The following is a 23,233-nucleotide window of genomic DNA, read 5'->3' on the forward strand; positions in this document are numbered from 1 at the left end:
GCTTTATGGACGTATGCGGTAATGATATTGATATTGTTCATCGAACCCGAGTTTTCGATACAGCGCAATTGCCGGCAGGTTATCAGCAAGAACCTGGAGATATGCGCGTGTTGCGCGTTGCGCCTGCCCCCATTCCAGCAAAGCTGCAACGAGCCTGGCCGCAACGCCACGCCGACGCGCATCCGGCGCGACGACAATGTCGAACAGGCCCACAGCGCCGTTCTCCGCCACCGCCAGACCATAGGCGACCGGCGTTTCATTCTCAATTAGCGTGGCGAACGCGGCCGGCATCGTGATGGCCGCGAGCGTACGGTCATGCGCCGCCCGCGCGGCGGATGGGATGCCGTTCGCTCGCGCAAAACCTGCACTCCACGCGTCGCCTGCCGTCGCTTCAAGCACGACATCATGCGCAGTCGATACTTGCGCCGAAGTCGCCAGCGGCGCAGTCATGACAAGTGTGCGGTCGATTTTACGATATCCCGCCTGGTCGAGTGCGCGGTCTGGCTCGGCGCCTGCCAGCGGCGATAAACGAAAGATCGCGGGCAAGCCATGTCGCGCATAGAAATGCTCTACGACCTGCAGCGTTTCGTCGAATGCCACTGCCGGCCGCAAGGCATTGGCTGAATTCGCGCGCTTGGTATAGCCCTCGGACAGACGCAACAACCAACCGCCGCACAGCGCAGATTTCTGCGCCGGCCATGCATTGAACGCACGTTCCTCAAGGGAACGGATGAGATCGAAATCCGCGGATGGTGTGCTCATCTTGTTTTGCTGCCGAGAGTGAGGGAAAGATATTCTAACCGGTATGCGCATGCGAATTTTTCATTCTATGTCGATGCGCCAGGCAATCATCAACAGCAAGCCGCGATCGCCGTGCATCATCCTGCATCTTGTATTTTTGTAAGATTGCCGGTAAATTGCAACAGAGTTGCATGTAAATGGCTGCGCGAAATCCATGCATGCCTATCCATACAAGGATCTGTACACTATGTCTTTCCTTCAGCAACGCGCTCATGCTTTGAGTGCATTTTTCCTGGCTCTGATGACTTCCACTTCTACTCTTGCCGCACCCTCTCCAACGCCGCCGGTAGCTGCCAAGCAGACATGGCAAGAAATCCGGCATGGAGAAACCGTCAGCGACGACTATCACTGGCTGCGTGAAAAAACCAATCCCAAGGTGATCGCCTACCTGAAAGCGGAGAATGCCTATACGCAGGCAATGACTAAGGATCTGGCGCCGCTGTCGAAAAAGCTCTACGGCGAAATGAAAGGGCGCATGAAGGAAACCGATCTGTCGGTACCGACCCGGCGCGGCAATTTCTACTATTACAGCCGCACCGAGGCCGGGCAGCAATATCCGATCATTTGCCGCCGGCTTGCCAAGGCTGAAGCAGACTTTGCTTATGATGCCGGCGCCAGGGAAGAAATCCTGCTGGATGAAAACCAGCTGGCAAAGGGCAAGAAGTTTTTTGAAGTAGAGAGTTTTTCAGTCAGCCCCGACGACCGTTACCTGGCGTACTCCACCGATACCACCGGCTATCGCCAGTATCAGTTGCACATCAAGGATCTGAACAGCGGGCAATTGCTGGACGATTCGGTGGAGCGCGTCACCAGTCTGGCATGGGCCGCCGACAGCCGGACCTTGTTCCTGGTGCAGGAAGACGCCACCACCAAGCGTTCCGACCTGCTGCTGCGTCTCGAACTTGGCAGCAAGCCGGCCGAGGTGTACCGCGAAGCGGTAGAGCAATTCAATCTCGACATCGGCAACAGCGGCGACCGCAAATTCATTGAACTCGAAGCCCAAAGCACCGACACCACCGAAGTCAGCCTGTTGCCGGCGGACCAGCCGGAAGGCGCTTTCCATTCGGTTCTGGGACGTGAAACGGGGCATCGCTACCATGTCGATCATCGCGATGGCGAGCTGTTCATCATGAGCAACAAGGACGCCAAGAATTTCCGCCTGGTGACGGCGCCGCTGGCGACTCCCGGTCAGGATCATTGGAAAGAACTGGTAGCGCACGATCCCAAGGTGTTGCTGGAATCCTTCGAACTGTTCCGCGATTTCCTGGTGGTCAGCGAAAAAACGGATGCGCAAGAACGTTCCCGCATCTATGATTTTGCCGATCGCAGCTGGAAGACCGTGCAGTTCGATGAAGCGGTGTACGCCTCGCACCCGGGCGGCACGCCGGAATTCACTTCACGCCAATATCGCCTGATGTACGAGTCGCCGGTAACGCCGCCGACCGTGTTCGATGTCGACATGGCGAGCGGCCAGCGCGTAGTGCTGAAACAGCAGGAAGTGCCGGGTTACGATCCAGCCTTGTATGAAACCAGCCGTTTGTGGGCCACCGCGCGCGATGGCGTCAAAGTGCCGCTGTGGACCATCGCCCGGAAGGGCGTCAAGCTGGACGGCGCGGCGCCGATGCTGTTGTATGCCTATGGTTCGTATGGCATCCCGGCCGACGCGGGCTTCTCCAACAGCCGCGTCAGCCTGCTGGATCGCGGCGTCATATTCGCCGAAGCGCATATCCGCGGCGGCAACGACATGGGCGAGCACTGGCATGACGACGGCATGCTGATGCACAAGAAGAATACCTTCAACGACTTCATCGACAGCGCCGAATATCTGATCAAGCAAGGCTGGACCAGTCCGCAACGTCTGATCATCGAAGGCGGCAGCGCCGGCGGCCTGCTGATGGGCGCGGTCGTCAATATGCGGCCTGACCTGTTCCATGCGGTGCACGCAGCGGTGCCGTTTGTCGACGTCATGAACACCATGATGGACGCCAGCCTGCCGCTGACCACCGGCGAATACCTGGAATGGGGCAATCCCAACGAAAAGCCTGCCTACGATTACATGCGCAGCTATTCGCCCTACGACAATATCGAGCGCAAAGCCTATCCGTCCATGCTGGTCACTACCGGCCTCAACGATAGCCAGGTAATGTATTGGGAGCCGGCCAAATATGTCGCCAGGCTGCGCGCCATGAAAACCGATCATCACAGCTTGCTGTTCAAAGTCAACATGGGAGCCGGCCACGGTGGCGCTTCCGGCCGCTACGACGCGATCAAGGAGCGCTCGTTCGAGATGGCGTGGATGCTGTCGCAATGGGGCATGCTGCAGCCTGGCAAACGCTAAGCGGATCCGGCCCCTGCTTGAGTCCGGCCGGCATGCCGCCAGCGGAGTGGCCGCTGATGGCCGCCTGGTGCGCCTGCCAGCGCATCCATCTGATTACCTGAGAGGTAATCGACCGTGCCCGGTCTGGCGTGGAGAATGCAACTGTCGACAACGACAAAGCACATCTCCCCGAACCCGACTATCCTTGAAGGAGCACGATCATGAGCAATGCCACCAACGCTACTATCGCCAAGAACATCGCAAATGAAGCTGCGTCCATCGCCAGCCGCTATATCGCCGCCTGGGACGAGCCGGATGCAAGCCGCCGCCGCGCGCTGATAGCGTCTGTGTTTACCCCGCAAGCAACCTATGTCGATCCGATGATGCGCAACGCCGGCCACGACGGGCTGGATGCCATGATCAGCGCAGTGCAACAGCAATTTGCCGGATTGCGCTTCAAACTGCACGGCAAGCAAGACGGCCATAACGACGTCGTCCGCTTTTCCTGGGCACTCGCGGCCGAAGGCGCCGAGCCGGTTGCTTACGGCACCGATATCGTCGTGGTGGCGGCAGACGGTCGTATCAGCAGCGTCACCGGCTTCCTGGATGCGATGAACTTGCCGGCTTGAAGCCATCTCAAGTGAACTGCCGGCGGCCCTTTCGATATCCAGATAAACTGCCCGGTAAATCTTTGGAGCCAAGTGATGGGCGCACAGCAAACCGTAGTGAAGGCGGCCGTAGCGGAACACGCCGTCACCAGGCAAGGCGCGGAACCTGCTGCACGGAACCGCTATTTCAACGACTTCGCGACAGCTTTGCGTTATTGGCGCGACAAGCGCGGCTACAGCCAGCTGCGCTTGTCTACCGAGAGCCATATCTCGCAGCGCCACATCAGCTTCCTGGAAAGCGGGCGATCGCAGCCGAGCCGGGAACTGATCCTGAAGCTGGGGACGGCGCTCGACATTCCGCTGCGGCAGCGCAATGTGATGCTGCTGGCAGCCGGTTTCGCGCCGGCCTACCAGGAGCGGAAATTGAGCGATCCTGAGTTAAGCGCGGTCAAGCAGGCGCTGGATTTCATGCTGGCCCAGCAAGCGCCCTATCCGGCGCTGGTGGTGGACCGCTTGTGGAACCTGGTGATGAGCAACGGCCCGGCGGCCATGATGATCAGGTGGCTGCTGGATATGCCGGAGAGCCAGCCGATTCCGCGCGAAGGCGTCAACGTCTTGAAACTGATGCTGGATCCGCAAGCCATCAGAAAATATTTGGTGAATTGGCAAGATGTCGGCGCCGATCTGTTGCATTGGATACAGCGCGAAGCCATGAGCGACGGTCCCGGCAGCGAGGCCACCAGCCTGCTGGAACAGCTGATCGCGCTGCCAGGCGTCAAGGCCGCCACGCAGACGCCGAATCTCGACGCCCGCGTCTTGCCCTTCCTGGCGATGGCGATCAGGAAGGATGATGTGGAGCTGAATCTGTTCACCTCGATCGCCACCATGGGCACGCCGCACGACGTCACTGTCCACGAGTTGCGGATAGAATCATTTTTTCCCGCCGATGCAGCTACGGCCGCATGGTTCAAGAGTCGTGCCTAGGCCAGCCATGGTTTTACAATAGGGACGCTGCAAAGGACCCAGCCCGATATATCTGTCTAACGCATCCATAGTGCCTTACAGAGCCCTATATCGTCCCTGTTCTGCCAAGTCATAGCTTGCCACGCGCTGCTGGCGACGGCATGGTTTGCCGGAAGCGTCTCGACGGACTGCCGCAACCGAACTGATGTAAGCAATTTGTAATATGCACCGCAAGCGGCGGAAGTGCTGATATATTGTCGCGGGGAAATTTGCTCCTTAACTTATTTTCCGGTCGCCCGCCATCATCATCACCATAGGCGGCGGCCGGCAGCGACTCATTGGAGCTTTCGTTATGCGTGGTGTGATCAAGCACGGTTTGACTTTGTTTTGTATTCTGGCGCCGCTGGCCGCAAGTGCGGGCGATACGCTCGGCAAGATTCGCGATAGCCAGACCATGACGTTTGCCTATCGGGAAACGGCGCCTTTTTCCTTCACCAACGACAGCAAGCAGATCGTTGGTTATTCAATTGACGTGTGCCTGAAAATCGCCGAGGCCGTCAAGCGCGAACTGAAATTGCCGAATCTGAAAATACAGTACCTGCCGGTTGATTCGACTACCCGCTTTTCCAGCATCATCGACGGCAAGGCCGACATGGAATGTGGTTCGACCACCAATAATGCAGAACGCCGCACCCGGGTCGGCTTCACCATCCCGCATTTCTTTTCCAGCGTACGCATGATCGTCAAGAGCGGCGGCGGCATCAAGAACTGGTCGGATCTGCGCGGTAAGACCATCGTGATCACCAAGAGCACCACTACCATCGACCTGGTCAACGATCGCAGCAATGTGCGCTCGCTCAATATCAAGGTGCTGGAAGCCAAGGACGATGCCGAATCGTTTTCCTTCGTCGAACAAGGCAAGGCTGATGCTTATGCGATGGACGACGTGCTGCTATACAGCCTGCGCTCGACGGCAAAGAATCCTGCCGCCTATACGATCCTCGGCGATCCCTTGTCGATCGAACCGTATTCGCTGATGTTCCGCAAAGACGATCCGGGGTTCAAGAAGGTGGTGGATCGCGAGATGGTGCGCTTGATCAGCGAGGGTGAAATGCAAAAAATCTATAGCTACTGGTTCACCCAGCCGAATGGTCCGAAGGGCAGCAATATGAACATGCCGATGGGGTATCTGCTGCGCGATTCCTTGCAATATCCGTCGGACAAGACTGCGCAATAAGAGCTGATAGCAAGCGATGCCGAGGTTGCCGGCCTGATGCTGAACGAGTCTGTCTTCGGCATCAAGACTTGGCGTGCAATTATCGCTTAGGTAGCGGCGGCGTCGGTTGATTCATCAGTTTGATCATCATTTTTTCGAAAGCCGGTACGTTGACTTCGCGCACCACCGTTGTCGGACTGGCTATCAGGCCGGGCGGCGCGTAAGCGGCGGGCCAAGAGAGGGTGTTGCCGTATCCCGCGCCGAAATCGGTGTCTATGCTGACAAACAGCTGGTCCGATTTGCTGATCAGCGTCGGGTCCAGCCAGACCGCCGTGGCCAGCTCATCCCACAAGGGAAAGCCGGTCTCGGTAACCTTTTTCACCATTTGCGTCAAAGGCGTATTGGCCTTGGTCATGTCGTTCAGCAGCTTGGCGCTGAGTTCGGTCGCCGTCGACGGATCGGCCGGCACCATGACGATGCGTTTCCATGGCGCGCGCAGGGCGATCTTGGCTGCTTCAGGATCCCAGCGGAAGTTGAATTCCAGGCGCGGCGAATTGATATATTCGCGCGCAAACTGCTCCGCCGATTTCGACGGCAGCACCTGGTGCGGATTCAGGCTGCCGCCCATGTAGACGATTTCCTTCGCCGTCTCGGCAAAGCTGGGATCGAGGCTGATCGCCAGCGCCACGTTGGTCATCGGCCCGGTGGCGAGGATGGTGACCTGGCCCGGGAATTCATGCACTTTCCTGATCATGAAATTGGCGGCGATTTCAGTCGACGACTTGGTATGCGGCATGCCTTCCGGCAGTTGCGGCACCACATCGTGCGCGTGATAATTCGGCTGGCTCTGGATGGTGCCGTCCGGCCATTTTTCATCCATCCAGGCGCCTTTGTAGAACAGTTTGCCGTACAAGGTTTCCCAGCGCCGCGTGGTTTCCTGCGTATTCAGCAGGGGAAAGGCCGAGCCGGGCACCACCGGGATATCGCTGCGTCCTATCACTTCCAGCGTGCGCAGGGCATGCGCGATATTCTCGTCGCGCCAGGTCGAGCCGCTGACAATCGTAATGCCCAGCACTTCCACCTCCGGCGACTGGATCGCCATCAGCTGCGCCGCCCGCGGGCCGCCGATGTCGTCGTCGATAATCACTTTGCGCTTGCCTTCGGCCTGGGCCTGCAGCGGCGCTGTCGCAGCGACCGCCAATCCAAGCATGAATACCGTCGATAACAAGCGGCGGCGCATTGAATTCGATTTCATAAAGTACTTTCAAATATAAAAAATACCCAGGGACGACTCTGGTAGTGCCGTCCCTGGAAATTGCCGGTTGCTGCAGTGATCAGGTAAATCAGAAATTCGACCGGAACTGCAAGCCGAACATGCGTGGTTCGTTGATGAATGCCGTCCGGTTGTCGAAGTCGATGCCGCCGACCGCCACTATCTTGTTGGTGATGTTGCGGGCGAATGCTGCAACTTCATACTTGTCGCCATCCCACTTGTAGCCCACGCGCAAGCCGCCTTCGAGCAAGGGCTTGCCGGTGAACTCGGTCGAGTTGTACAGGAAGAAGTTGATCTTGCTGCGGTAGGTCCAGTCGGTATAGAAGTACAGCTCGTCGTTGTTGCCCATCGGGATGCCGTAGCGCGCCGTCACGTTGGCAATCCACTTCGGTGCTTGCGGCAGGGAGTTGCCGTCGATCGAGAACAAGCCTGGCCGCACTTGGGTGTTGAGCATGGTGCAGGAGGCGCAGCCGGCTACCAGCAGGTTCGGGTCGCGAATCTGCGTGTAGTTGTAGCTGCCGCCAACGGTAACGCGCAGGCGCTCGCTCAGGTTGGCTTCCAGATCCAGCTCGGCGCCGCGGCCCACCGTCTTGGCTGCATTCACCAGCATGATCGAGTTGGAGGCGCCGCCGACTGCGGTCAGCTGCTGATTCTTGACGTCGAAACTGTAGACGCTGAAATTGGCGCGGGCGCGGCGGTTGAACAAGTCGGCCTTGATCCCGGCTTCATAGGAAGTGATGGTTTCAGCGTTGGCCACGGTGATCGGCACCGAGGACGACGGCGCCGCGATACTCGGTGCGCGGAAGCCGGTGGCGATCCGCGCATAGGTATTGACGTCGTTGGTCAAGGCGTAGTTGGCGCTGGCGTCCCAGCTCACGTTCGATTTGCTTTCGCTGATCGACCCGGGGCCGGTAAATTTGACGTTGTTGGCGATTTCGTTGGCGAAATCCTTCTTGTCTTGGGTATAACGCAGGCCGCCGCGCAATTTGAGCCTGTCGTTGACGTCATAGGTCAACGAGCCGAATGCAGCATAGGCGGTGTTCTTCTGGCGATTTTGCAGATAGCTGGTTTGCAATTGCGTATTGCTGTCGAAGTTGGCGCTGTCGCCTGCCACATCCTCGTAGAAGTAGTACAAACCGGTCTGCCAGTTGAGCGGTCCCTCGTTCTTCGACTCTACCCGGAATTCCTGCGAAAACTGCTTGTGATCGACCACGCCGCCACCGGTCTGTACCTGGAATGGAATGAAACCGGGACCGGTCGGCGTGCCGCCGTCGATATCGCCGCGGCTGAAATAGCTGGAGATGGTTTCATAACCGGTGATCGAGTACAGTTTGACCTGATCCAGGTTCCAGCTCAGCCGCGCGCTGCCGCCAGCGGTATGCAAGGACTGCGTGTTCAATCCATTGAAGGTGACCTGCGAAGGACTAAAGCCGGCCACGAAGCCGTCCGTGCCCTTCTCCAGAATATTGGCGCGGAACAGACGGGCGCTGCCCTCAGTAGCGCGCGAGTGGATATTGAACAGCGCATTGAAAGTGCCGTCCGGCTTGTACAGGAATTGCAGGCGGCCGGCACGTTCGTTGTAACCTTCCAGGTTGGGAGTTCCGCCGCCGTTGTTGGTGACCCAGTTGTCGCGATGTTCCACCAGCGTCGAGAAGCGCATCGCCCATTGATCGCTCAAGGGTACGTTGACTGCCGCCTCCAGATTGGCGGTATTGTGGGTGCCGTCGGAGACGCTGTAGTAGCCGGAGACCTTGTCCAGGCTTGGCTTGGCCGAATCAAACTTGACCACGCCGGCCGGTGTATTGCGGCCGAACAGCGTTCCCTGCGGACCGCGCAGCACCTCGACACCTGCCAGGTCGAACATCGGGAAGCCTTTGAGGGCGGCGTTTTCCTGCACCACATCGTCGAATATCAGGGATACCGGCTGCGAGGCGAAGGTGGAAAAATCGGTATTGCCGTAGCCGCGGATATAGAAGCGGGGGAAGGTGCGGCCATTCGACGATTCGATATTCAGGCTTGGCACCTTGGCCGCCAGCACGCGGATATCCTGGCCGCCGGAGTTGAGGACATCGAGGGTATCACCCTTGAGCAAGGTCACCGAAATCGGCACGTCCTTGATCTTTTCAATCTTGCGCTGCGCCGTCACCGTCACGGTCTCCAGTTGCAGTCCGCCGCCCTGTGCGGCTTCCGCAGTCTGCGCCATTGCCGCTCCGAACGGCAGCGCTGCTCCCAGCGTCAGAACCACTTTATGCGCGCACCGCATGCGGGCGCGCGCCCTCGCTTTTTTTCCCATTTCCCACTCCCATCTTATCGACATTGATAAACCGGACTTGCTTGTTTTTTGTTGTGCCAACATCACGCAAGCTGAGATCAGATCATCGAGAAGCTATCTCGACTATTGACCAGAACCGATTCAGTCAACGCAAAGACCATGCCAGAATTTCTTTCAAGCAGGAATAATGGGAGAGACATTGGAGAAATCGGATTACGATTTTTACCGTAAATATATTGTATACATATGAGAAATCGTTTTTGACGCCGCGCCGAGATGCGTCGACGGCAAGCAGAGAGGCTCAAGGAGGGATAATTCTTGGCGAAAAATAGCGCTATTTATTGGTGAGCCTTGCGCCAAATTAGGGATGGCGCGATCAGGAAAGAGCCGGATTAGTGCGTGCCGATGTCTCAAAATAGCGACAATTTTTAATAAGTTGTATACACTTTAAAGAGGCTGTAGCAATGTCCGGTGTGGGACGATGCAAGCTGGGGACGAGCGGCAAAGGAGGTTGGAAGCGAACGGGCTTTATTGCGCGCTATCTATGCGATATCGAGTATTTCAGCCAGGTCCACGTCATGTTCGTCGTCGCTCAGGCGCAGGGCGCGCTCGATATCGAGCAGATGCTGATTCATCATTTTGACGGCCTGTGCGGCGTCGCCGGCGGCAATCGCGTCTATCAGCTGTTCGTGTTCGTCGTTCGGGCATGCGGTCTTGCCGGGCGCCTGATACAGCGCGATGATCAAGGAGCAGCGCGATACCAGTTCGCGCAGGAAGCGGGTGAGCACCGGATTGCCGGCGCTCTCGGACAACAGGATATGGAACTCGCCGCCGAGGCGTATCCATTTGGCGTGATCGCCGCAATGAAAGGACGCATGTTCTTCTCTCACGATCTGACGCAGGCGGGTGATTTGCGCGCGGCTGGCGTTGCTTGCCGCCAGCGGTACGATCGCCGCTTCGATAGCGCGCCGCGCGGCGAAGATCTCGCGCGTTTCCTGCGGCGTCGGCTGGGCGATGATGGCGCCACGGTTGGGGCGCAATTCGAGAATATGGTCGTGCGCCAGGCGCTGGATCGCCTTGCGCACGATAGTCCGGCTGACGGCAAACAGCTCGCACAGGCTGGATTCGGTCAGCTTGGTTCCGGGCGGCAGGCGCTGGCTCATCACCGCTTTCAGGACGGAGTCGTAGATCTTTTGGTCGATAATGCCGCTGCCGCGTTTGGTGACGGCTTTGGCCGGCGCGGAAACCGTATCACCAGACTTACCAGACTTTTTTTTCATGGGTCTCATTTCTGTTCGGATTGCAAGCCTGCGTTCATGCTACCGCAAATTCCTGTCGTCAGTTACAGGCAAAATCGCAGGCACAAACCGCGCCAGATGCTTTTGGCCTGGTCTTCAGGCTTCTCTTTGGCCTCTGGCATGCCGTTTGCTTTTGCAAGGACTTTATGCCGGCAAACCATTGCATTTTAAGTCGGCGACAAGCATAGGAATTGATGTAGCATGTTGCTTGCATCGCATGCGCCCAAACGCGCACGCGGCACGGTAGGCAACAACGCTGGATTCATTTTGCAACAGTCTTTCACTGGTACAGGCAAAAGAAAGTGACTTCAACCATACCGCGTCTGGAAATCGCCCATATCCGCAAAGCCTATCCCGGCGTGCTGGCGAACGACGATATCAATCTGAGCGTTGCTCCCGGCGAAATCCATGCCGTCCTCGGCGAGAACGGCGCCGGCAAATCGACCTTGATGAAGATTATCTTCGGCACGGTGAAACCGGATGCCGGCGAGATTTCCTGGAACGGCGAACAGGTCCACATCGCCAATCCGCATGTGGCGCGCAAGCTCGGCATCGCCATGGTGTTCCAGCATTTCTCCCTGTTCGATACGCTGACCGTCGCAGAAAATATCGCCCTCGGCCTGGCGTCGAATGTCAGCATGCCGGAGCTGGTCGCGCAAATCCGCCAGACCGGCGAAAAATACGGCCTGGAGCTGGAGCCGCATCGTCATGTGCACACGCTGTCGGTCGGCCAACGGCAGCGGGTGGAAATCGTGCGCGCCCTGTTGACCAATCCGCAATTGCTGATCCTGGACGAGCCGACTTCGGTGCTGACGCCACAGGCAGTAGACAAGCTGTTCGTCACCTTGCGCAAGCTGGCCGCCGAAGGCTGCAGCATTCTGTACATCAGCCACAAGCTCGATGAAATCCGCGCCCTCTGCCATAGCGCCACGGTGATGCGCAATGGCAGGGTCACCGGCAACTGCGATCCGCGCAACGAAACCAGCGCCGGCTTGTCGCGCATGATGATCGGCGACGAACTGGTGCGCTTGCAGCGCGAACGCAATCCAGATTCGCAACGCAGCGAGCGCAAGCTGCATATCAACCGCCTGAGTTTGCCGAAAGCGCATCTGTTCGCCACTGAACTGCACAATATCGAATGCGAAGTGCGGGCCGGCGAGATCGTCGGCATCGCCGGCGTCTCCGGCAACGGCCAGCAGGAATTGCTGGCTGCGCTGTCCGGCGAAGATCAGCGCGCTGCGCCCGCTATGCTGATGCTGGCCGGCCGCGCCGCCGGTCATCTGGCGCCTAACCCGCGCCGCGCGCTCGGCCTCGGACTGGTGCCGGAAGAAAGACTGGGGCGCGGCGCGGTGCCGACCCTGTCGCTGGCCGCCAACATGCTGCTGTCGCATCAGAAGCCCCCGTATGTTAAACGCGGCATGATCGATTTTGCCTACACCCGCAGCGCCGCCGCCGCCATCATTGCGGGCTTCAAGGTCAAGGCGAGCGGTCCCGATGCGCTGGCCAAAAGCCTGTCGGGCGGCAATCTGCAGAAATTCATCGTCGGCCGCGAGCTGGATCGCAAGCCGAGCGTATTCATCGTGGCGCAGCCGACCTGGGGTGTGGATGTAGGCGCCGCGGCGCAAATTCACACGGAGATCCTGGCATTGAAAAAGGAAGGTTGCGCGGTGCTGATCATTTCCGAAGAACTCGATGAGCTGTTCGCGCTGTGCGACCGGCTGCATGTGATTGCCAAGGGCAAGCTGTCGCCGTCGATCCAGATCGAACAGGCTAGCCGCGAGCAAGTCGGCTTGTGGATGAGCGGCTTGTGGCAAGATGCGCAAGATGGCCAAGGGGCCGCCCATGCGTAATTTGTGGCCCTGGAAGTTGGAGCTGCGCGGCACGCCGTCGCGCTCGATGACGTATCTGTCGCCGCTGATTGCGGTTGTCATGACCATGTTGCTGGGCGCATTGCTGTTCATCGCGCTGGGCAAGGATCCGCTGGCCGGCCTGAAAGTATTCCTGGTCGATCCGTTCAACGGCAAGCGCGCCATCAGCGAGCTGCTGCTGAAATCGGTGCCGCTGATACTGTGTGCGCTGGGCCTGGCGGTGTGCTTTCGCGCCAATGTCTGGAACATCGGCGCCGAAGGACAATTCACTGTCGGCGCCTTGTTTGCCGGCGGCGCGCTGGTGCTGATAGACGTGCCGGGACATGCCATTGCCGGCGGCCTCGGCCTGTTCCTGATGATCGTCGCCGGGATTCTCGGCGGCGCTTTCTGGGCCAGCATCACGGCAGTGTTGCGCGACCGTTTCAACGCCAACGAAATCCTGGTCTCGCTGATGCTGACTTATGTCGCGCAATTGCTGCTGATGTATGCGGTGAACGGGCCCTTGAAAGATCCGAACGGCATGAACTTTCCGCAATCGAAAGTGTTCTCCAGCGAATTCATGCTGCCGGAACTGATCAGCGGGACACGCCTGCACATCGGCTTTGTCGTCACGCTGGTGCTGGCGGCCGTGATGACGGTGTTCGTGACGCGCAGCTTGCGCGGCTTTGCGCTGTTTGTCGGCGGCACTGCACCGCACGCGGCGCGTTATGCCGGCTTTTCCAGCCGTAGCGCATTGTGGACCTCGCTGCTGATTTCCGGCAGTTTCGCCGGTCTGGCGGGAGCGTTTGAAATTGCCGGTCCGATCGGCCAGTTGCTGCCGTCGGTATCGCCCGGTTACGGCTTCGCCGCCATCATCGTTGCCTTCATCGGCCGCCTGCATCCGGTCGGCGCGGTGCTGGGCGGACTGGTGATGTCGCTGCTCTATCTGGGCGGCGAACTGGCGCAATCGCGGCTCGGCCTGCCATCGGCGATCACCGGCGTGTTCCAGGGCATGCTGCTGTTCCTTCTGTTGGCCAGCGATACCCTGATCGATTATCGCCTGCGTCGGAAAGTCGAGGTTTAAGCATGGAACAATTCGCCTCTCTCATCGCGGCCTCGATCAACGCCGGCACGCCGTTGCTGCTGGCGGCGCTCGGCCTGCTGATCAACGAGCGTGCCGGAGTCCTCAATCTTGGGGCGGAAGGCATGATGCTGGTCGCCGCCATCGCCGGCTTCGCGGTCGGCTACACCACCCATAGCCCGATGCTCGGTTTCCTGGCCGGTGCGCTCAGCGGCGTCCTGATGGCGGCGCTGTTTTCCTGGCTGGCGCTGGTGCTGGCGACCAACCAGGTCGCCACCGGGCTGGCGTTGTCGATCTTCGGCGCCGGTTTGTCGGCCTTTATCGGCCAGCGCTTTGTCGGCCTGGCGTTGCCGTCGCAAACGCTGTCTATCCCGGTGCTCAAGGACATCCCGTTTCTTGGCCAGGCGCTGTTCCAGCAGCATTGGATGAGCTATCTGTCGCTGCTGTTGTGTGCGGCGATTGCCTGGTTCATCTACCGCACCCGTGCCGGATTGATTTTGCGCGCCGTCGGCGAATCGCCGGAATCGGCGCATGCGCTTGGTTACCCGGTGCGCTGGATCCGCTTTGCCGCGTTGCTGTTCGGCGGCGCTTGCTGCGGGCTGGCCGGCGCCTATCTGTCGCTGGTGTATACGCCGATGTGGGTCGAGGGCCTGGTTTCCGGCCGCGGCTGGATTGCACTCGCCTTGACGGCGTTCGCCACGTGGCGTCCGGTTCGCGTGCTGCTTGGCGCGTTGCTGTTCGGCGGCGTCACCATCCTCCAGTTTTACCTGCAAGGCATAGGAGTTACCCTGCCTTCGCAAATCTTGTCGATGCTGCCGTACGTGGCAACCATTGTGGTGCTGGCGCTGATCTCGCGTAATCCCGACTGGATTCGCCTGAACATGCCGGCTTCGCTCGGCAAACCTTTCAAGCCGGGTGCCAGTTAAGCAAGCAGCCGGCAAAATTGCAGTAAGCAGACTAACCATCCATACCAAGGGAGATACACATGAGGATTTCACGCAGGGCATCACTCGCAATGCTCACCGCGCTGGCAGCCGCCACGCTCATCGGCTGCGGCAAGAAAGAGGAGGCGGCAGCGCCGGCGGCTTCCGCTTCGGCGCCGGCGGCCGCACCCGTCAAGGCCGAACCGCTGAAAGTGGCTTTCGTCTACATCGGACCGGTGGGAGATGCCGGCTGGACCTTCGCCCACGACAAGGGACGCAAGGCGGTCGAAGAAAAATACGGCGACAAGGTGAAAACCACTTTCGTCGAGAACGTGCCTGAATCCGCTGCCGATGCCGAGCGCGTGATCCGCCAGCTGGCGGTCGACGGCAACAAGCTGATCTTCGGCACCACCTTCGGTTATATGGAAGCGATGCTGAAGGTCGCCAAGGAATTCCCGGACGTCAAGTTCGAACACGCGACCGGTTTCAAGACTGCCGACAACCTGGCGCAATACGATGTCCGCACCTATGAAGGCGCTTATCTGGCCGGCGTGGTGGCGGGCAAGATGAGTAAAACCGGCAAGCTCGGCGTGGTCGCTTCGGTGCCGATTCCTGAAGTCATCCGCAACATCGATTCCTTCACCCTGGGTGCGCGCTCGGTCAATCCGAAAGCCACTACCCGCGTTGTGTGGGTTAACAAATGGTTCGATCCGGGCAAGGAACGCGAAGCCGCCACCACGCTGATCGGCCAGGGCGTCGACGTGCTGATGCAAAATACCGATTCCGCCGCCGTGGTGCAAACCGCGCAGGAAAAGGGTGTATATGCCTTCGGCTGGGACAGCGACATGACCAGTTTCGGGCCGAAAGCGCATCTGGCGGCATCGATGATCAACTGGGGCGTGTACTACACCAGGCGCGTCGGCGAAGTGCTCGACGGCACCTGGAAAAGCAGCACCAGCTGGCTCGGCCTGAAAGACGACGGCATTGATCTCGGCGCCTTCAATGCCGAGCTGCCGGCAGACGTCAAAGCGCTGGTTGCCGAACATAAGAAAGCCATCATCGACGGCAGCGCGCCGATCTGGAAAGGCCCGGTGGTCGACAATACCGGCAAGGAAGTGGTGGCCAAGGACGTCGTGCCGGATGACGGTTTCCTGCATGGCATCAAGTTTTATGTGCAGGGTGTAGAGGGCAAAGTGCCGGGCTGATCGTGCAAGTTCCGGGTCGGCCTTCATCGCATGGTCGATCCGGAAATTTAAAAAAGGGAAAAAAATAAGCCATGAAAAAACAAATTTCGAGTATTTCCCCGTTTCAAACCGCCAAAGTCATGGCACTTCTTTATTTCGCTATTTCTTTGCCGATGATTGTTCTCATGAGTTTGTTTTACGCATTTATGCCAGGACCTAAAGCACCGATGGGCATGATGTTCATACTGCCGTTTCTTTATGCAGTCTTCGGTTTCATTTTCACGGCGATTGGCGCATGGATTTACAACCTTGTTGCAAAATGGGTTGGCGGGATTGAATTCACTATTTCGGAAATTGAAAATTCCTGATGCTGTGTTCAGGCGGGACTGCGCGGATACAATTTCGCGCGGCCCCGCATGACCGATCGAGTTCGAGTCGAACTATTCTTTTAGCGTTTGATGAAGTTTCCATCCACCAGTCGCGTCAATCCAAGGGGATTGCCGTCTTGCACGGCTGTCGGCAGTAAATCAGCCGGCAAGTCCTGATAGCACACCGGCCGCAGGAAACGGTCGATGGCGCTGGCGCCGACCGAGGTGCTGCGACTGTCCGAAGTTGCAGGGAACGGGCCGCCGTGCACCATCGCATACGATACTTCAACGCCGGTCGGATAACTGTTCACCAGGATGCGGCCGGCTTTGCGTTCCAGCGTCGGCAACAGTTTCCTGGCCAGCGCGTGATCGTCGTTATCGAGCTGCAGGGTGGCGCTCAGCTGGCCGGCCAGATGTTCGGCGACGGTGTGCATTTCTTCTTCGTTCTGGCAGGCGACAATCAATGAGCTGGGGCCGAAGATTTCATCTTCCAGCTGTTCGGCAGCCAGGAAGGTTGCGGCGTCGGTGGCAAACAATGTAGCCTGGGCGGCGCATGGTGCATCTGCCGCCAGACCCTGGCTGAGAGTGGTGACGCCGGCAATTGCGCCCATGCGTTCGACGCCGGCGATATAGGCGCTGTGGATGCCAGGTGTCAGCATGGTGCCGGCCGCCTTGGCTTGCAATGCACGCGACGCGGCTTCTTGAAACTGCGCCAGATGTTCGCCCGCCAATCCAATTACCAGACCAGGATTGGTGCAGAACTGTCCCACGCCCATCGTCAGCGAATCGACGAAAGCGCTGCCGATTTGAGACGCCCGTGCGGCCAATGCATGCGGCAACAGGAACATGGGGTTGATGCTGCTCATTTCGGCGTACACGGGAATCGGTTCACGTCTTTGCGCTGCCGCTCGCATCAGCGCCAGGCCACCCTGGCGCGAGCCGGTAAAGCCAACCGCCTTGATCGCAGGGTGGCTGACTAATGCCTGGCCGACCGCGTTGCCATTGCCAATGATCAGGGAAAACACGCCTTCCGGTAGTTGGCAGGCAGCGACCGCTTGCTGGATGACGCGCGCAACCAATTCCGAGGTGCCAGGATGGGCGCTATGCGCCTTGACTACTACCGGGCAGCCGGCGGCCAGCGCAGCGGCGGTATCGCCGCCGGCAACCGAGAACGCCAGCGGGAAATTGCTGGCGCCGAATACCGCGACCGGGCCGATGGCGATTTTGCGCAAGCGTAGATCGGGGCGTGGCGGGACTCGTTCCGGTAGCGCTGAATCGAGAGTGGCATGTAGATACTGACCGGCGCGCACAACGGTAGCGAATAGTCGTAGCTGGCCGACAGTGCGGCCGCGTTCGCCTTCCAGGCGTGCCGCCGGCAGGCCGGATTCTTGCGCTGCGCGTTCGATCAGCGCCGGTCCCAGCGCCAGGATGCCGTTGGCGATTTCTTCCAGGAACTCTGCGCGTCGTTGTGGCGTGGTTTCGCGATAGCTATCGAAAGCTTGTTGCGCCAAAGTGCAGGCGCGATCTACTTCAGCGCTTCCGCCGGCGCCAAAATCGGGGCCGATTTTTTCATTGGTGGCGGGATTGATTGCGCGTAACGTGCCTTCGGCGCCGCGCACGCTGGATTGGCCGATGAGCATTTCACCAGTGATGTTCATTTATTTTCCTCGATATGCAAGTTGCAAGTGTTCGATTTTTTGCGTCACCGCAAAAGCAGTTAAATGGGATCAGAGTTTTTTTTCGCGCCCTTTGCGAAAATTACTCTGACCCCTATTAACTGCCCACGGAGTACACGCCGTTGCCTGTCTCGCCAACTACTGCGCCCCTTGCGCCAAAATCAATGCCTTCAGCTGCTCGCATTCTTCCGCATTCAGATCAATCAACGGTGTGCGTACCGGGCCGCCGTCATGGCCGACGATGGTTGCGCCGGCTTTGACGATGCTGACGGCGTAGCCGGCTTTCTTGTTGCGGATTGCCAGGTAAGGCAGGAAGAAGCTGTCCAGCAGGCGGCCGGTGGTGGCGTGGTCGTCATTCTTGACGGCAGTGTAGAAATCCATCGCCATTTTCGGCAGGAAATTGAATACCGCCGACGAGTAAACCGGTACGCCGAGTGCTTTGTACGGCGCCGCAAACAATTCCGCAGTCGGCAGGCCGCCAAGGTAAGTCAGGCGATCGCCGAGCCGGCGGCGTATCGTTACCATCAGTTCGATGTCGCCGATGCCGTCCTTGAAGCCGATCAGGTTGGGGCAGCGTGCGGCCAGCAACTCCACCGAATCCGCATTCAGGCGGCAGATGCCGCGGTTGTACACGACGACGCCGAATTTGACCGAATTGCAGATGGCTTCGACGTGGGCCACCAAACCATCTTGCGATGCTTCGGTCAGGTAATGCGGCATCAGCAGGATGCCTTGCGCGCCCAGGCGTTCGGCTTCCTGTGCGAAAGCGATGGCGGTGCGGGTCGGGCCGCCGGCGCCGGCCAGGATCGGCACTTTGCCACGGCAGGTTTCTACCGCCAGCCGTACTACATCGGAATATTCGGAGCTCGTGAGCGAAAAGAACTCGCCTGTGCCGCCAGCTACAAACAAGGCGCTCGCGCCGTAGGGAGCCAGCCATTCAAGCCGGTCCGCGTAGGTGCTCGGGCGGAAATTGCCTTGCGCATCGAAATCGGTAATCGGGAAAGACAGCAAGCCGGAGGAAAGTGTCTGTTTGAGTTCTTGAGGATTCATGGTCAAGGTATCGTGTAGTGCTGCGGTTGATAATCGAGCGCCTGCGCCGCGCAGAAGGGCGTGCTGGCGTTCGGGGACTTAAGTTATCAGTCATCGTACAACAAAGATTTGCAGCATGCAAGCCGGGAAATGTTGTTTGTTTTATTTGGGAGAACGAAGCGGGGCGTTAGAAACGGCGAAAATCCGCGGCAAAACGGGCGGCAGGCAGTGTGTCGCTGAGGGAGTTTTTTTTTATGGGAGCAAGCTGCCGGGCGTGGCGGCAGCTTGCTTGCTCGATTGCAGCCGGTTCTTTGTCCGCCGCTTACGGCTGCAGCGCCATGCTGTCCTGCACCTTGCGCAAACGCTCGCGGCTGTTGCTCAGATGCGTGCGCATTGCTGCCCGCGCGGTCTCCGGATCCTGGCGCACGATGGCATTGTAGATATCTTCATGCTCGCGGTGCACGCGGTCCAGATAGGCCGCCGGATCGTCATGCGCCAGCTTGGCGGAATTGATCCGGGTGCGCGGAATGATGGTGGTGCCGAGGTGGGTCAGGATGTCCACAAAATAGCGGTTGCCGGTGGCTTGTGCGATGTGCAAATGGAACTGCACATCGGCGGCAACCGAGTCGCCATGCTCGTTGGCGCTCTTCTGGAATGCATCCAGCGCCATCCGCATTTGCGCCAGCTGCTCGTCGTTGCGCCGCGCCGCCGCCAGTCCGGCGGCTTCCGCTTCGAGGCTGATGCGCAGTTCCAGGATGGCCAGGATGTCGCGCATGGTGATCACGGTTTCCGGATCGATGTCGAAATGACTGGAGTTGCTTGCCGCCAATACGAAAGTGCCGATGCCGTGCCGCGTCTCCACCAGTCCCGAGGCTTGCAGATGTGAAATCGCCTCGCGTATCACGGTGCGGCTGACGCCCTGCGTGCGCATCAGTTCGGATTCGGTCGGCAGCTTGTCCCCGGGCTTGCTGACGCCGGTGCGGATACTGTCGGCAATATTGGCGACCACGCTCTGCGCCAGGTTGCGATGTTTTTTGGGTGGAGCGCTCGGGGTGGGTAAAGTATTGAGCGGTGTATTCATTGGGTGGGGCGCGAGAAAAGTAAATCTAGTTGCCAAATTATTTTTCGGTGATTATACTACGATTCAAGTTGTAGGATGACTGATAACATAAGTGTAGTCTAGTACAAGTAAATATCAATAACAATAAGAACGCCGCCCCGCAGCAAGCAATAACCGGTAAGCAACAGCAAAAAATCCGACCCGGATCCGCAACATATGCGATGACGGTTTCGGATGGCGGGAATCTGCAGTGTATCAAGCAGCTTCATTGCAAGCGCTGACTCTGGCAAAAAACAGGAGACGTAGGTGAATATCAACAAAACGACTGGGCCGGCACCGGCTCAACGTGGCAAGCTGCGCTACATGATCTTGTTCATGCTGTTCATGGTGACCACTTTCAACTACGCCGATCGCGCCATCCTTTCCATTGCAGGCACCGCAATGAAGAGCGAGCTGGGCTTCGACGCTGTCACCATGGGATTCATCTTTTCCGCCTTCAGCTGGGCTTACGTGCTGGGGCAATTGCCGGGCGGCTGGCTGCTCGACCGTTACGGCTCGAAGCGGGTGTACGCTGCCAGCATCTTTATCTGGTCGCTGTTCACCCTGCTGCAAGGGGGCGTGCATTTTCTGGGCGTGCTGTGGGCCGTGCCGGCGTTATTCATGTTGCGCTTCATGGTCGGTCTGGCCGAAGCGCCTTCCTTCCCCGCCAACGGCCGCATCGTCGCTGCCTGGTTTCCGACAACTGAACGCGGCACCGCTTCGGCGATTTTCAATTCGGCGCAATATTTTGCTACCGTGCTGTTCGCCCCTTTGATGGCCTGGATCACGCATGCCTACGGCTGGTCGCAAACGTTTGTGGTGATGGGCGCTGCCGGCCTGGTGCTGAGCATGATCTGGATGCGGGTGATGCATAGCCCGAAGGATCATCCGCGCATGAGTCCGGCGGAACTGGCGCATATCCGCGACGGCGGCGGCCTGGTCGACATGGATCAGGGGCTGGGGAGCAGCAGGAGTGCAGCCGAAAAGGGTAGCAAGGGCAGCCAGGCCAACCGCGGCGTCAAGCTGGGTTATCTCAAGCAGCTGCTCGGCAATCGCATGCTGGCCGGCGTGTATCTCGGCCAATACTGCATCAATACGATTACCTATTTTTTCCTGACCTGGTTCCCGATCTATCTGGTGCAGGAACGCGGCATGTCGATCCTGAAAGCGGGCATCGTGGCTTCCTTGCCGGCGATTTGCGGCTTTCTCGGCGGCGTATTGGGCGGCATGATTTCGGATCGCCTGATCAAACGCGGCTTTTCATTGACCTGGGCGCGCAAGATTCCTATCGTCGCCGGCCTGCTATTGTCGACCACCATGATCTTGTGCAATTACGTCGATACCCAATGGATGGTGGTCGGCATCATGGCGCTGGCTTTTTTCGGCAAGGGCGTCGGCGCGCTGGGCTGGGCCGTAGTCGCCGATACCTCGCCCAAAGAGATCATCGGTCTCACCGGCAGTCTGTTCAACATGTTCGGCAATATCGCCGGCATCACTGCACCGATCGTGATCGGCTATATCATCAAGGAAACCGGTTCCTTCGAATGGGCGCTGGTGTATGTCGGCGCGAATGCCTTGCTAGCCGTAATCAGCTACCTGGTGATTGTGAAAGATATCAGGCGCGTCGAGCTCAAGCCGCTTGACGATGCCGGGCAGCCATACAAGAAATTATCTGGAGTGGAATCATGATCAAGGCAGCACCGGTTGTCGATACGGACAACAACACACCGCTGTACATCCGCATGCAGGAGCAGGACAACGTTGCGATTGTCGCCAATGACGGCGGCCTGCCGGCAGGCGCCGTCTTCCCTTGCGGGCTGGTGCTGCGCGACAAAGTACCGCAGGGCCATAAGGTCGCCCTGCGCGATCTGGCGGAAGGCGAGTCCATTGTGCGTTACGGCGTGGTGATAGGCTATGCGCAACGGCCGATTGCACAAGGAAGCTGGATCGAAGAATCGCTGGTGCGGATGCCGCCGGCGCGCGAGCTGAGCAACCTGCCGATCGCCAACCGGGTTCCGGCAGCGGCAACGCCGTTGGAAGGCTACACCTTCGAAGGCTATCGCAATGCGGATGGCACGGTGGGTACGCGCAATATCCTGGCGATCAGCACCACGGTGCAATGTGTTTCCGGTGTGGTGGAGCATGCGGTCAGGCGCATCAAGGCTGAATTGTTGCAGCAATACCCGCACGTCGACGATGTCATCGGCCTCGAACACACCTACGGCTGCGGCGTGGCGATCGATGCGCCGGGCGCCGAGATTCCGATCCGCACCCTGCGCAACATCAGCATGAATCCCAACTTCGGCGGCCAGGCAATGGTGGTCAGCCTGGGCTGCGAAAAATTGCAACCGGGCCGGCTGTTCCCGCAAGGTTCGATTCCGATTCAAAGCACCGGCGGCAAGCAAGACGGCTTGCGCGTAGTGTGTTTGCAGGATGCGGAACACATCGGCTTCGAGTCGATGATTGCATCGATCATGGCCACCGCAAAAGAGCAATTGAGCGAATTGAATAAGCGCCGCCGTGTTTCTTGTCCGGCATCGGAACTGATCGTCGGGGTCCAGTGCGGCGGCAGCGACGCCTTCTCCGGCGTCACCGCCAATCCGGCAGTCGGCTTTGCCAGCGACTTGCTGGTGCGCGCCGGCGCCACCGTAATGTTTTCCGAGACCACCGAAGTGCGCGATGGCATCGACCAGCTGACTGCGCGTGCCGCCAATGCCGAGGTGGCGCAAGCCATGATCCGCGAGATGGCCTGGTATGACGATTACCTCACCCGCGGCGGCGTCGACCGCAGCGCCAACACCACGCCGGGCAATAAAAAGGGCGGCCTCGCCAACATTGTCGAAAAGGCCATGGGCTCGATCGTCAAATCCGGCAGCAGCGTCATTTCCGGCGTGCTCTCGCCTGGCGACAAGCTCAAGCAAAAAGGCCTGATCTACGCCGCCACGCCGGCCAGCGATTTTGTCTGTGGCACCTTGCAGCTGGCGGCCGGCATGAACCTGCACGTATTCACCACCGGCCGCGGCACTCCTTACGGCCTGGCCGCGGTACCGGTCATCAAAGTGGCTACGCGCAACGACCTGGCGCGGCGCTGGCACGACCTGATGGATGTCAACGCCGGCCGCATTGCCAGCGGCGAGGCCAGCATTGAAGACGTCGGCTGGGAACTGTTTCATCTCATGCTGGACGTCGCCAGCGGCCGCAAGAAGACTTGGGCGGAACATCACAAATTGCACAATGCGTTGACGCTATTCAATCCGGCGCCTATCACCTGACGGAAC

The 23,233-nt window shown here is 59.0% G+C and carries 18 protein-coding genes; 11 read left to right on the forward strand and 7 right to left on the reverse strand.

From position 1 onward, the window contains the following. Positions 1–3: 3 nt before the first annotated feature. Positions 4–762: a GNAT family N-acetyltransferase gene (locus tag BLV81_RS17275; protein ID WP_092358514.1), complete on the reverse strand. Its 759-nt coding sequence runs from the start codon at positions 760–762 to the stop codon at positions 4–6. Between the two features lie 226 nt (positions 763–988). Here BLV81_RS17275 and BLV81_RS17280 point away from each other — a divergent pair, with 226 nt between their 5' ends. The 4 genes from BLV81_RS17280 to BLV81_RS17295 all read left to right on the forward strand — a co-directional run bounded on the left by BLV81_RS17280 (position 989) and on the right by BLV81_RS17295 (position 5,926). Beyond that, the gene (locus tag BLV81_RS17280) at positions 989–3,139 is read left to right on the forward strand and encodes a S9 family peptidase (RefSeq protein WP_218134289.1); all 2,151 of its coding nucleotides are present in this window, start codon (positions 989–991) and stop codon (positions 3,137–3,139) included. A gap of 200 nt (positions 3,140–3,339) precedes the next feature. Next, complete coding sequence (locus BLV81_RS17285; RefSeq protein ID WP_092358516.1) at positions 3,340–3,747, forward strand: nuclear transport factor 2 family protein; 408 nt, start codon at positions 3,340–3,342, stop codon at positions 3,745–3,747. Between the two features lie 75 nt (positions 3,748–3,822). Further along, positions 3,823–4,710 (forward strand): helix-turn-helix domain-containing protein, encoded by an 888-nt coding sequence (locus tag BLV81_RS17290; RefSeq protein WP_092358518.1) that lies wholly within the window; start codon positions 3,823–3,825, stop codon positions 4,708–4,710. A 331-nt stretch (positions 4,711–5,041) separates the two neighbouring features. After that, positions 5,042–5,926 (forward strand): amino acid ABC transporter substrate-binding protein, encoded by an 885-nt coding sequence (locus tag BLV81_RS17295; protein ID WP_255365309.1) that lies wholly within the window; start codon positions 5,042–5,044, stop codon positions 5,924–5,926. A gap of 79 nt (positions 5,927–6,005) precedes the next feature. Here the strand turns inward: BLV81_RS17295 and BLV81_RS17300 are convergent, their stop codons facing one another. From BLV81_RS17300 to BLV81_RS17310, 3 genes are all read right to left on the reverse strand, one after another. Continuing rightward, on the reverse strand, positions 6,006–7,160 hold the full coding sequence (locus tag BLV81_RS17300; RefSeq protein ID WP_218134290.1) for a nucleoside hydrolase: 1,155 nt from the start codon (positions 7,158–7,160) through the stop codon (positions 6,006–6,008). A gap of 88 nt (positions 7,161–7,248) precedes the next feature. Further along, positions 7,249–9,471 (reverse strand): TonB-dependent receptor, encoded by a 2,223-nt coding sequence (locus BLV81_RS17305; RefSeq protein WP_092358522.1) that lies wholly within the window; start codon positions 9,469–9,471, stop codon positions 7,249–7,251. Between the two features lie 521 nt (positions 9,472–9,992). Next, on the reverse strand, positions 9,993–10,730 hold the full coding sequence (locus tag BLV81_RS17310; RefSeq protein WP_255365311.1) for a GntR family transcriptional regulator: 738 nt from the start codon (positions 10,728–10,730) through the stop codon (positions 9,993–9,995). Between the two features lie 320 nt (positions 10,731–11,050). Here BLV81_RS17310 and BLV81_RS17315 point away from each other — a divergent pair, with 320 nt between their 5' ends. The 5 genes from BLV81_RS17315 to BLV81_RS17335 all read left to right on the forward strand — a co-directional run bounded on the left by BLV81_RS17315 (position 11,051) and on the right by BLV81_RS17335 (position 16,151). Next, entirely contained in the window at positions 11,051–12,598 is a 1,548-nt protein-coding gene (locus tag BLV81_RS17315; RefSeq protein WP_092358526.1) for an ABC transporter ATP-binding protein, read from the forward strand. Beyond that, positions 12,591–13,679, forward strand: coding sequence for an ABC transporter permease (locus BLV81_RS17320; protein WP_369823893.1), 1,089 nt, complete (start codon positions 12,591–12,593; stop codon positions 13,677–13,679). The genes BLV81_RS17315 and BLV81_RS17320 overlap by 8 nt, the downstream gene beginning before the upstream one ends. A 2-nt stretch (positions 13,680–13,681) precedes the next feature. Continuing rightward, positions 13,682–14,602, forward strand: a complete 921-nt coding sequence (locus tag BLV81_RS17325) for an ABC transporter permease (RefSeq protein WP_092358528.1) — start codon at positions 13,682–13,684, stop codon at positions 14,600–14,602. A gap of 59 nt (positions 14,603–14,661) precedes the next feature. After that, complete coding sequence (locus BLV81_RS17330; RefSeq protein ID WP_092358530.1) at positions 14,662–15,804, forward strand: BMP family ABC transporter substrate-binding protein; 1,143 nt, start codon at positions 14,662–14,664, stop codon at positions 15,802–15,804. Between the two features lie 71 nt (positions 15,805–15,875). Continuing rightward, a complete protein-coding gene (locus BLV81_RS17335) occupies positions 15,876–16,151 on the forward strand; it encodes a DUF3566 domain-containing protein (RefSeq protein ID WP_092358532.1) in 276 nt (91 codons plus the stop codon). An 80-nt stretch (positions 16,152–16,231) separates the two neighbouring features. Here the strand turns inward: BLV81_RS17335 and BLV81_RS17340 are convergent, their stop codons facing one another. From BLV81_RS17340 to BLV81_RS17350, 3 genes are all read right to left on the reverse strand, one after another. Continuing rightward, entirely contained in the window at positions 16,232–17,809 is a 1,578-nt protein-coding gene (locus BLV81_RS17340; protein WP_092358534.1) for an aldehyde dehydrogenase (NADP(+)), read from the reverse strand. Positions 17,810–17,965: 156 nt separating this feature from the next. Next, positions 17,966–18,877 carry a 5-dehydro-4-deoxyglucarate dehydratase gene (gene kdgD / locus BLV81_RS17345; protein ID WP_092358536.1) on the reverse strand — a complete coding sequence of 304 codons (912 nt, stop codon included), beginning with the start codon at positions 18,875–18,877 and terminating at the stop codon, positions 17,966–17,968. 301 nt (positions 18,878–19,178) lie between these two features. Continuing rightward, positions 19,179–19,937, reverse strand: coding sequence for a FadR/GntR family transcriptional regulator (locus tag BLV81_RS17350; protein WP_092358538.1), 759 nt, complete (start codon positions 19,935–19,937; stop codon positions 19,179–19,181). Between the two features lie 342 nt (positions 19,938–20,279). Between BLV81_RS17350 and BLV81_RS17355 the strand changes: the two genes are divergently transcribed. Beyond that, positions 20,280–21,644 (forward strand): MFS transporter, encoded by a 1,365-nt coding sequence (locus tag BLV81_RS17355; protein ID WP_092358595.1) that lies wholly within the window; start codon positions 20,280–20,282, stop codon positions 21,642–21,644. Continuing rightward, the gene (gene garD / locus BLV81_RS17360; protein WP_092358540.1) at positions 21,641–23,227 is read left to right on the forward strand and encodes a galactarate dehydratase; all 1,587 of its coding nucleotides are present in this window, start codon (positions 21,641–21,643) and stop codon (positions 23,225–23,227) included. The genes BLV81_RS17355 and garD overlap by 4 nt, the downstream gene beginning before the upstream one ends. The last annotated feature ends 6 nt before the right edge of the window (positions 23,228–23,233 follow it).

Source organism: Collimonas sp. OK242 (assembly GCF_900107095.1).
Lineage (GTDB): Bacteria > Pseudomonadota > Gammaproteobacteria > Burkholderiales > Burkholderiaceae_D > Collimonas.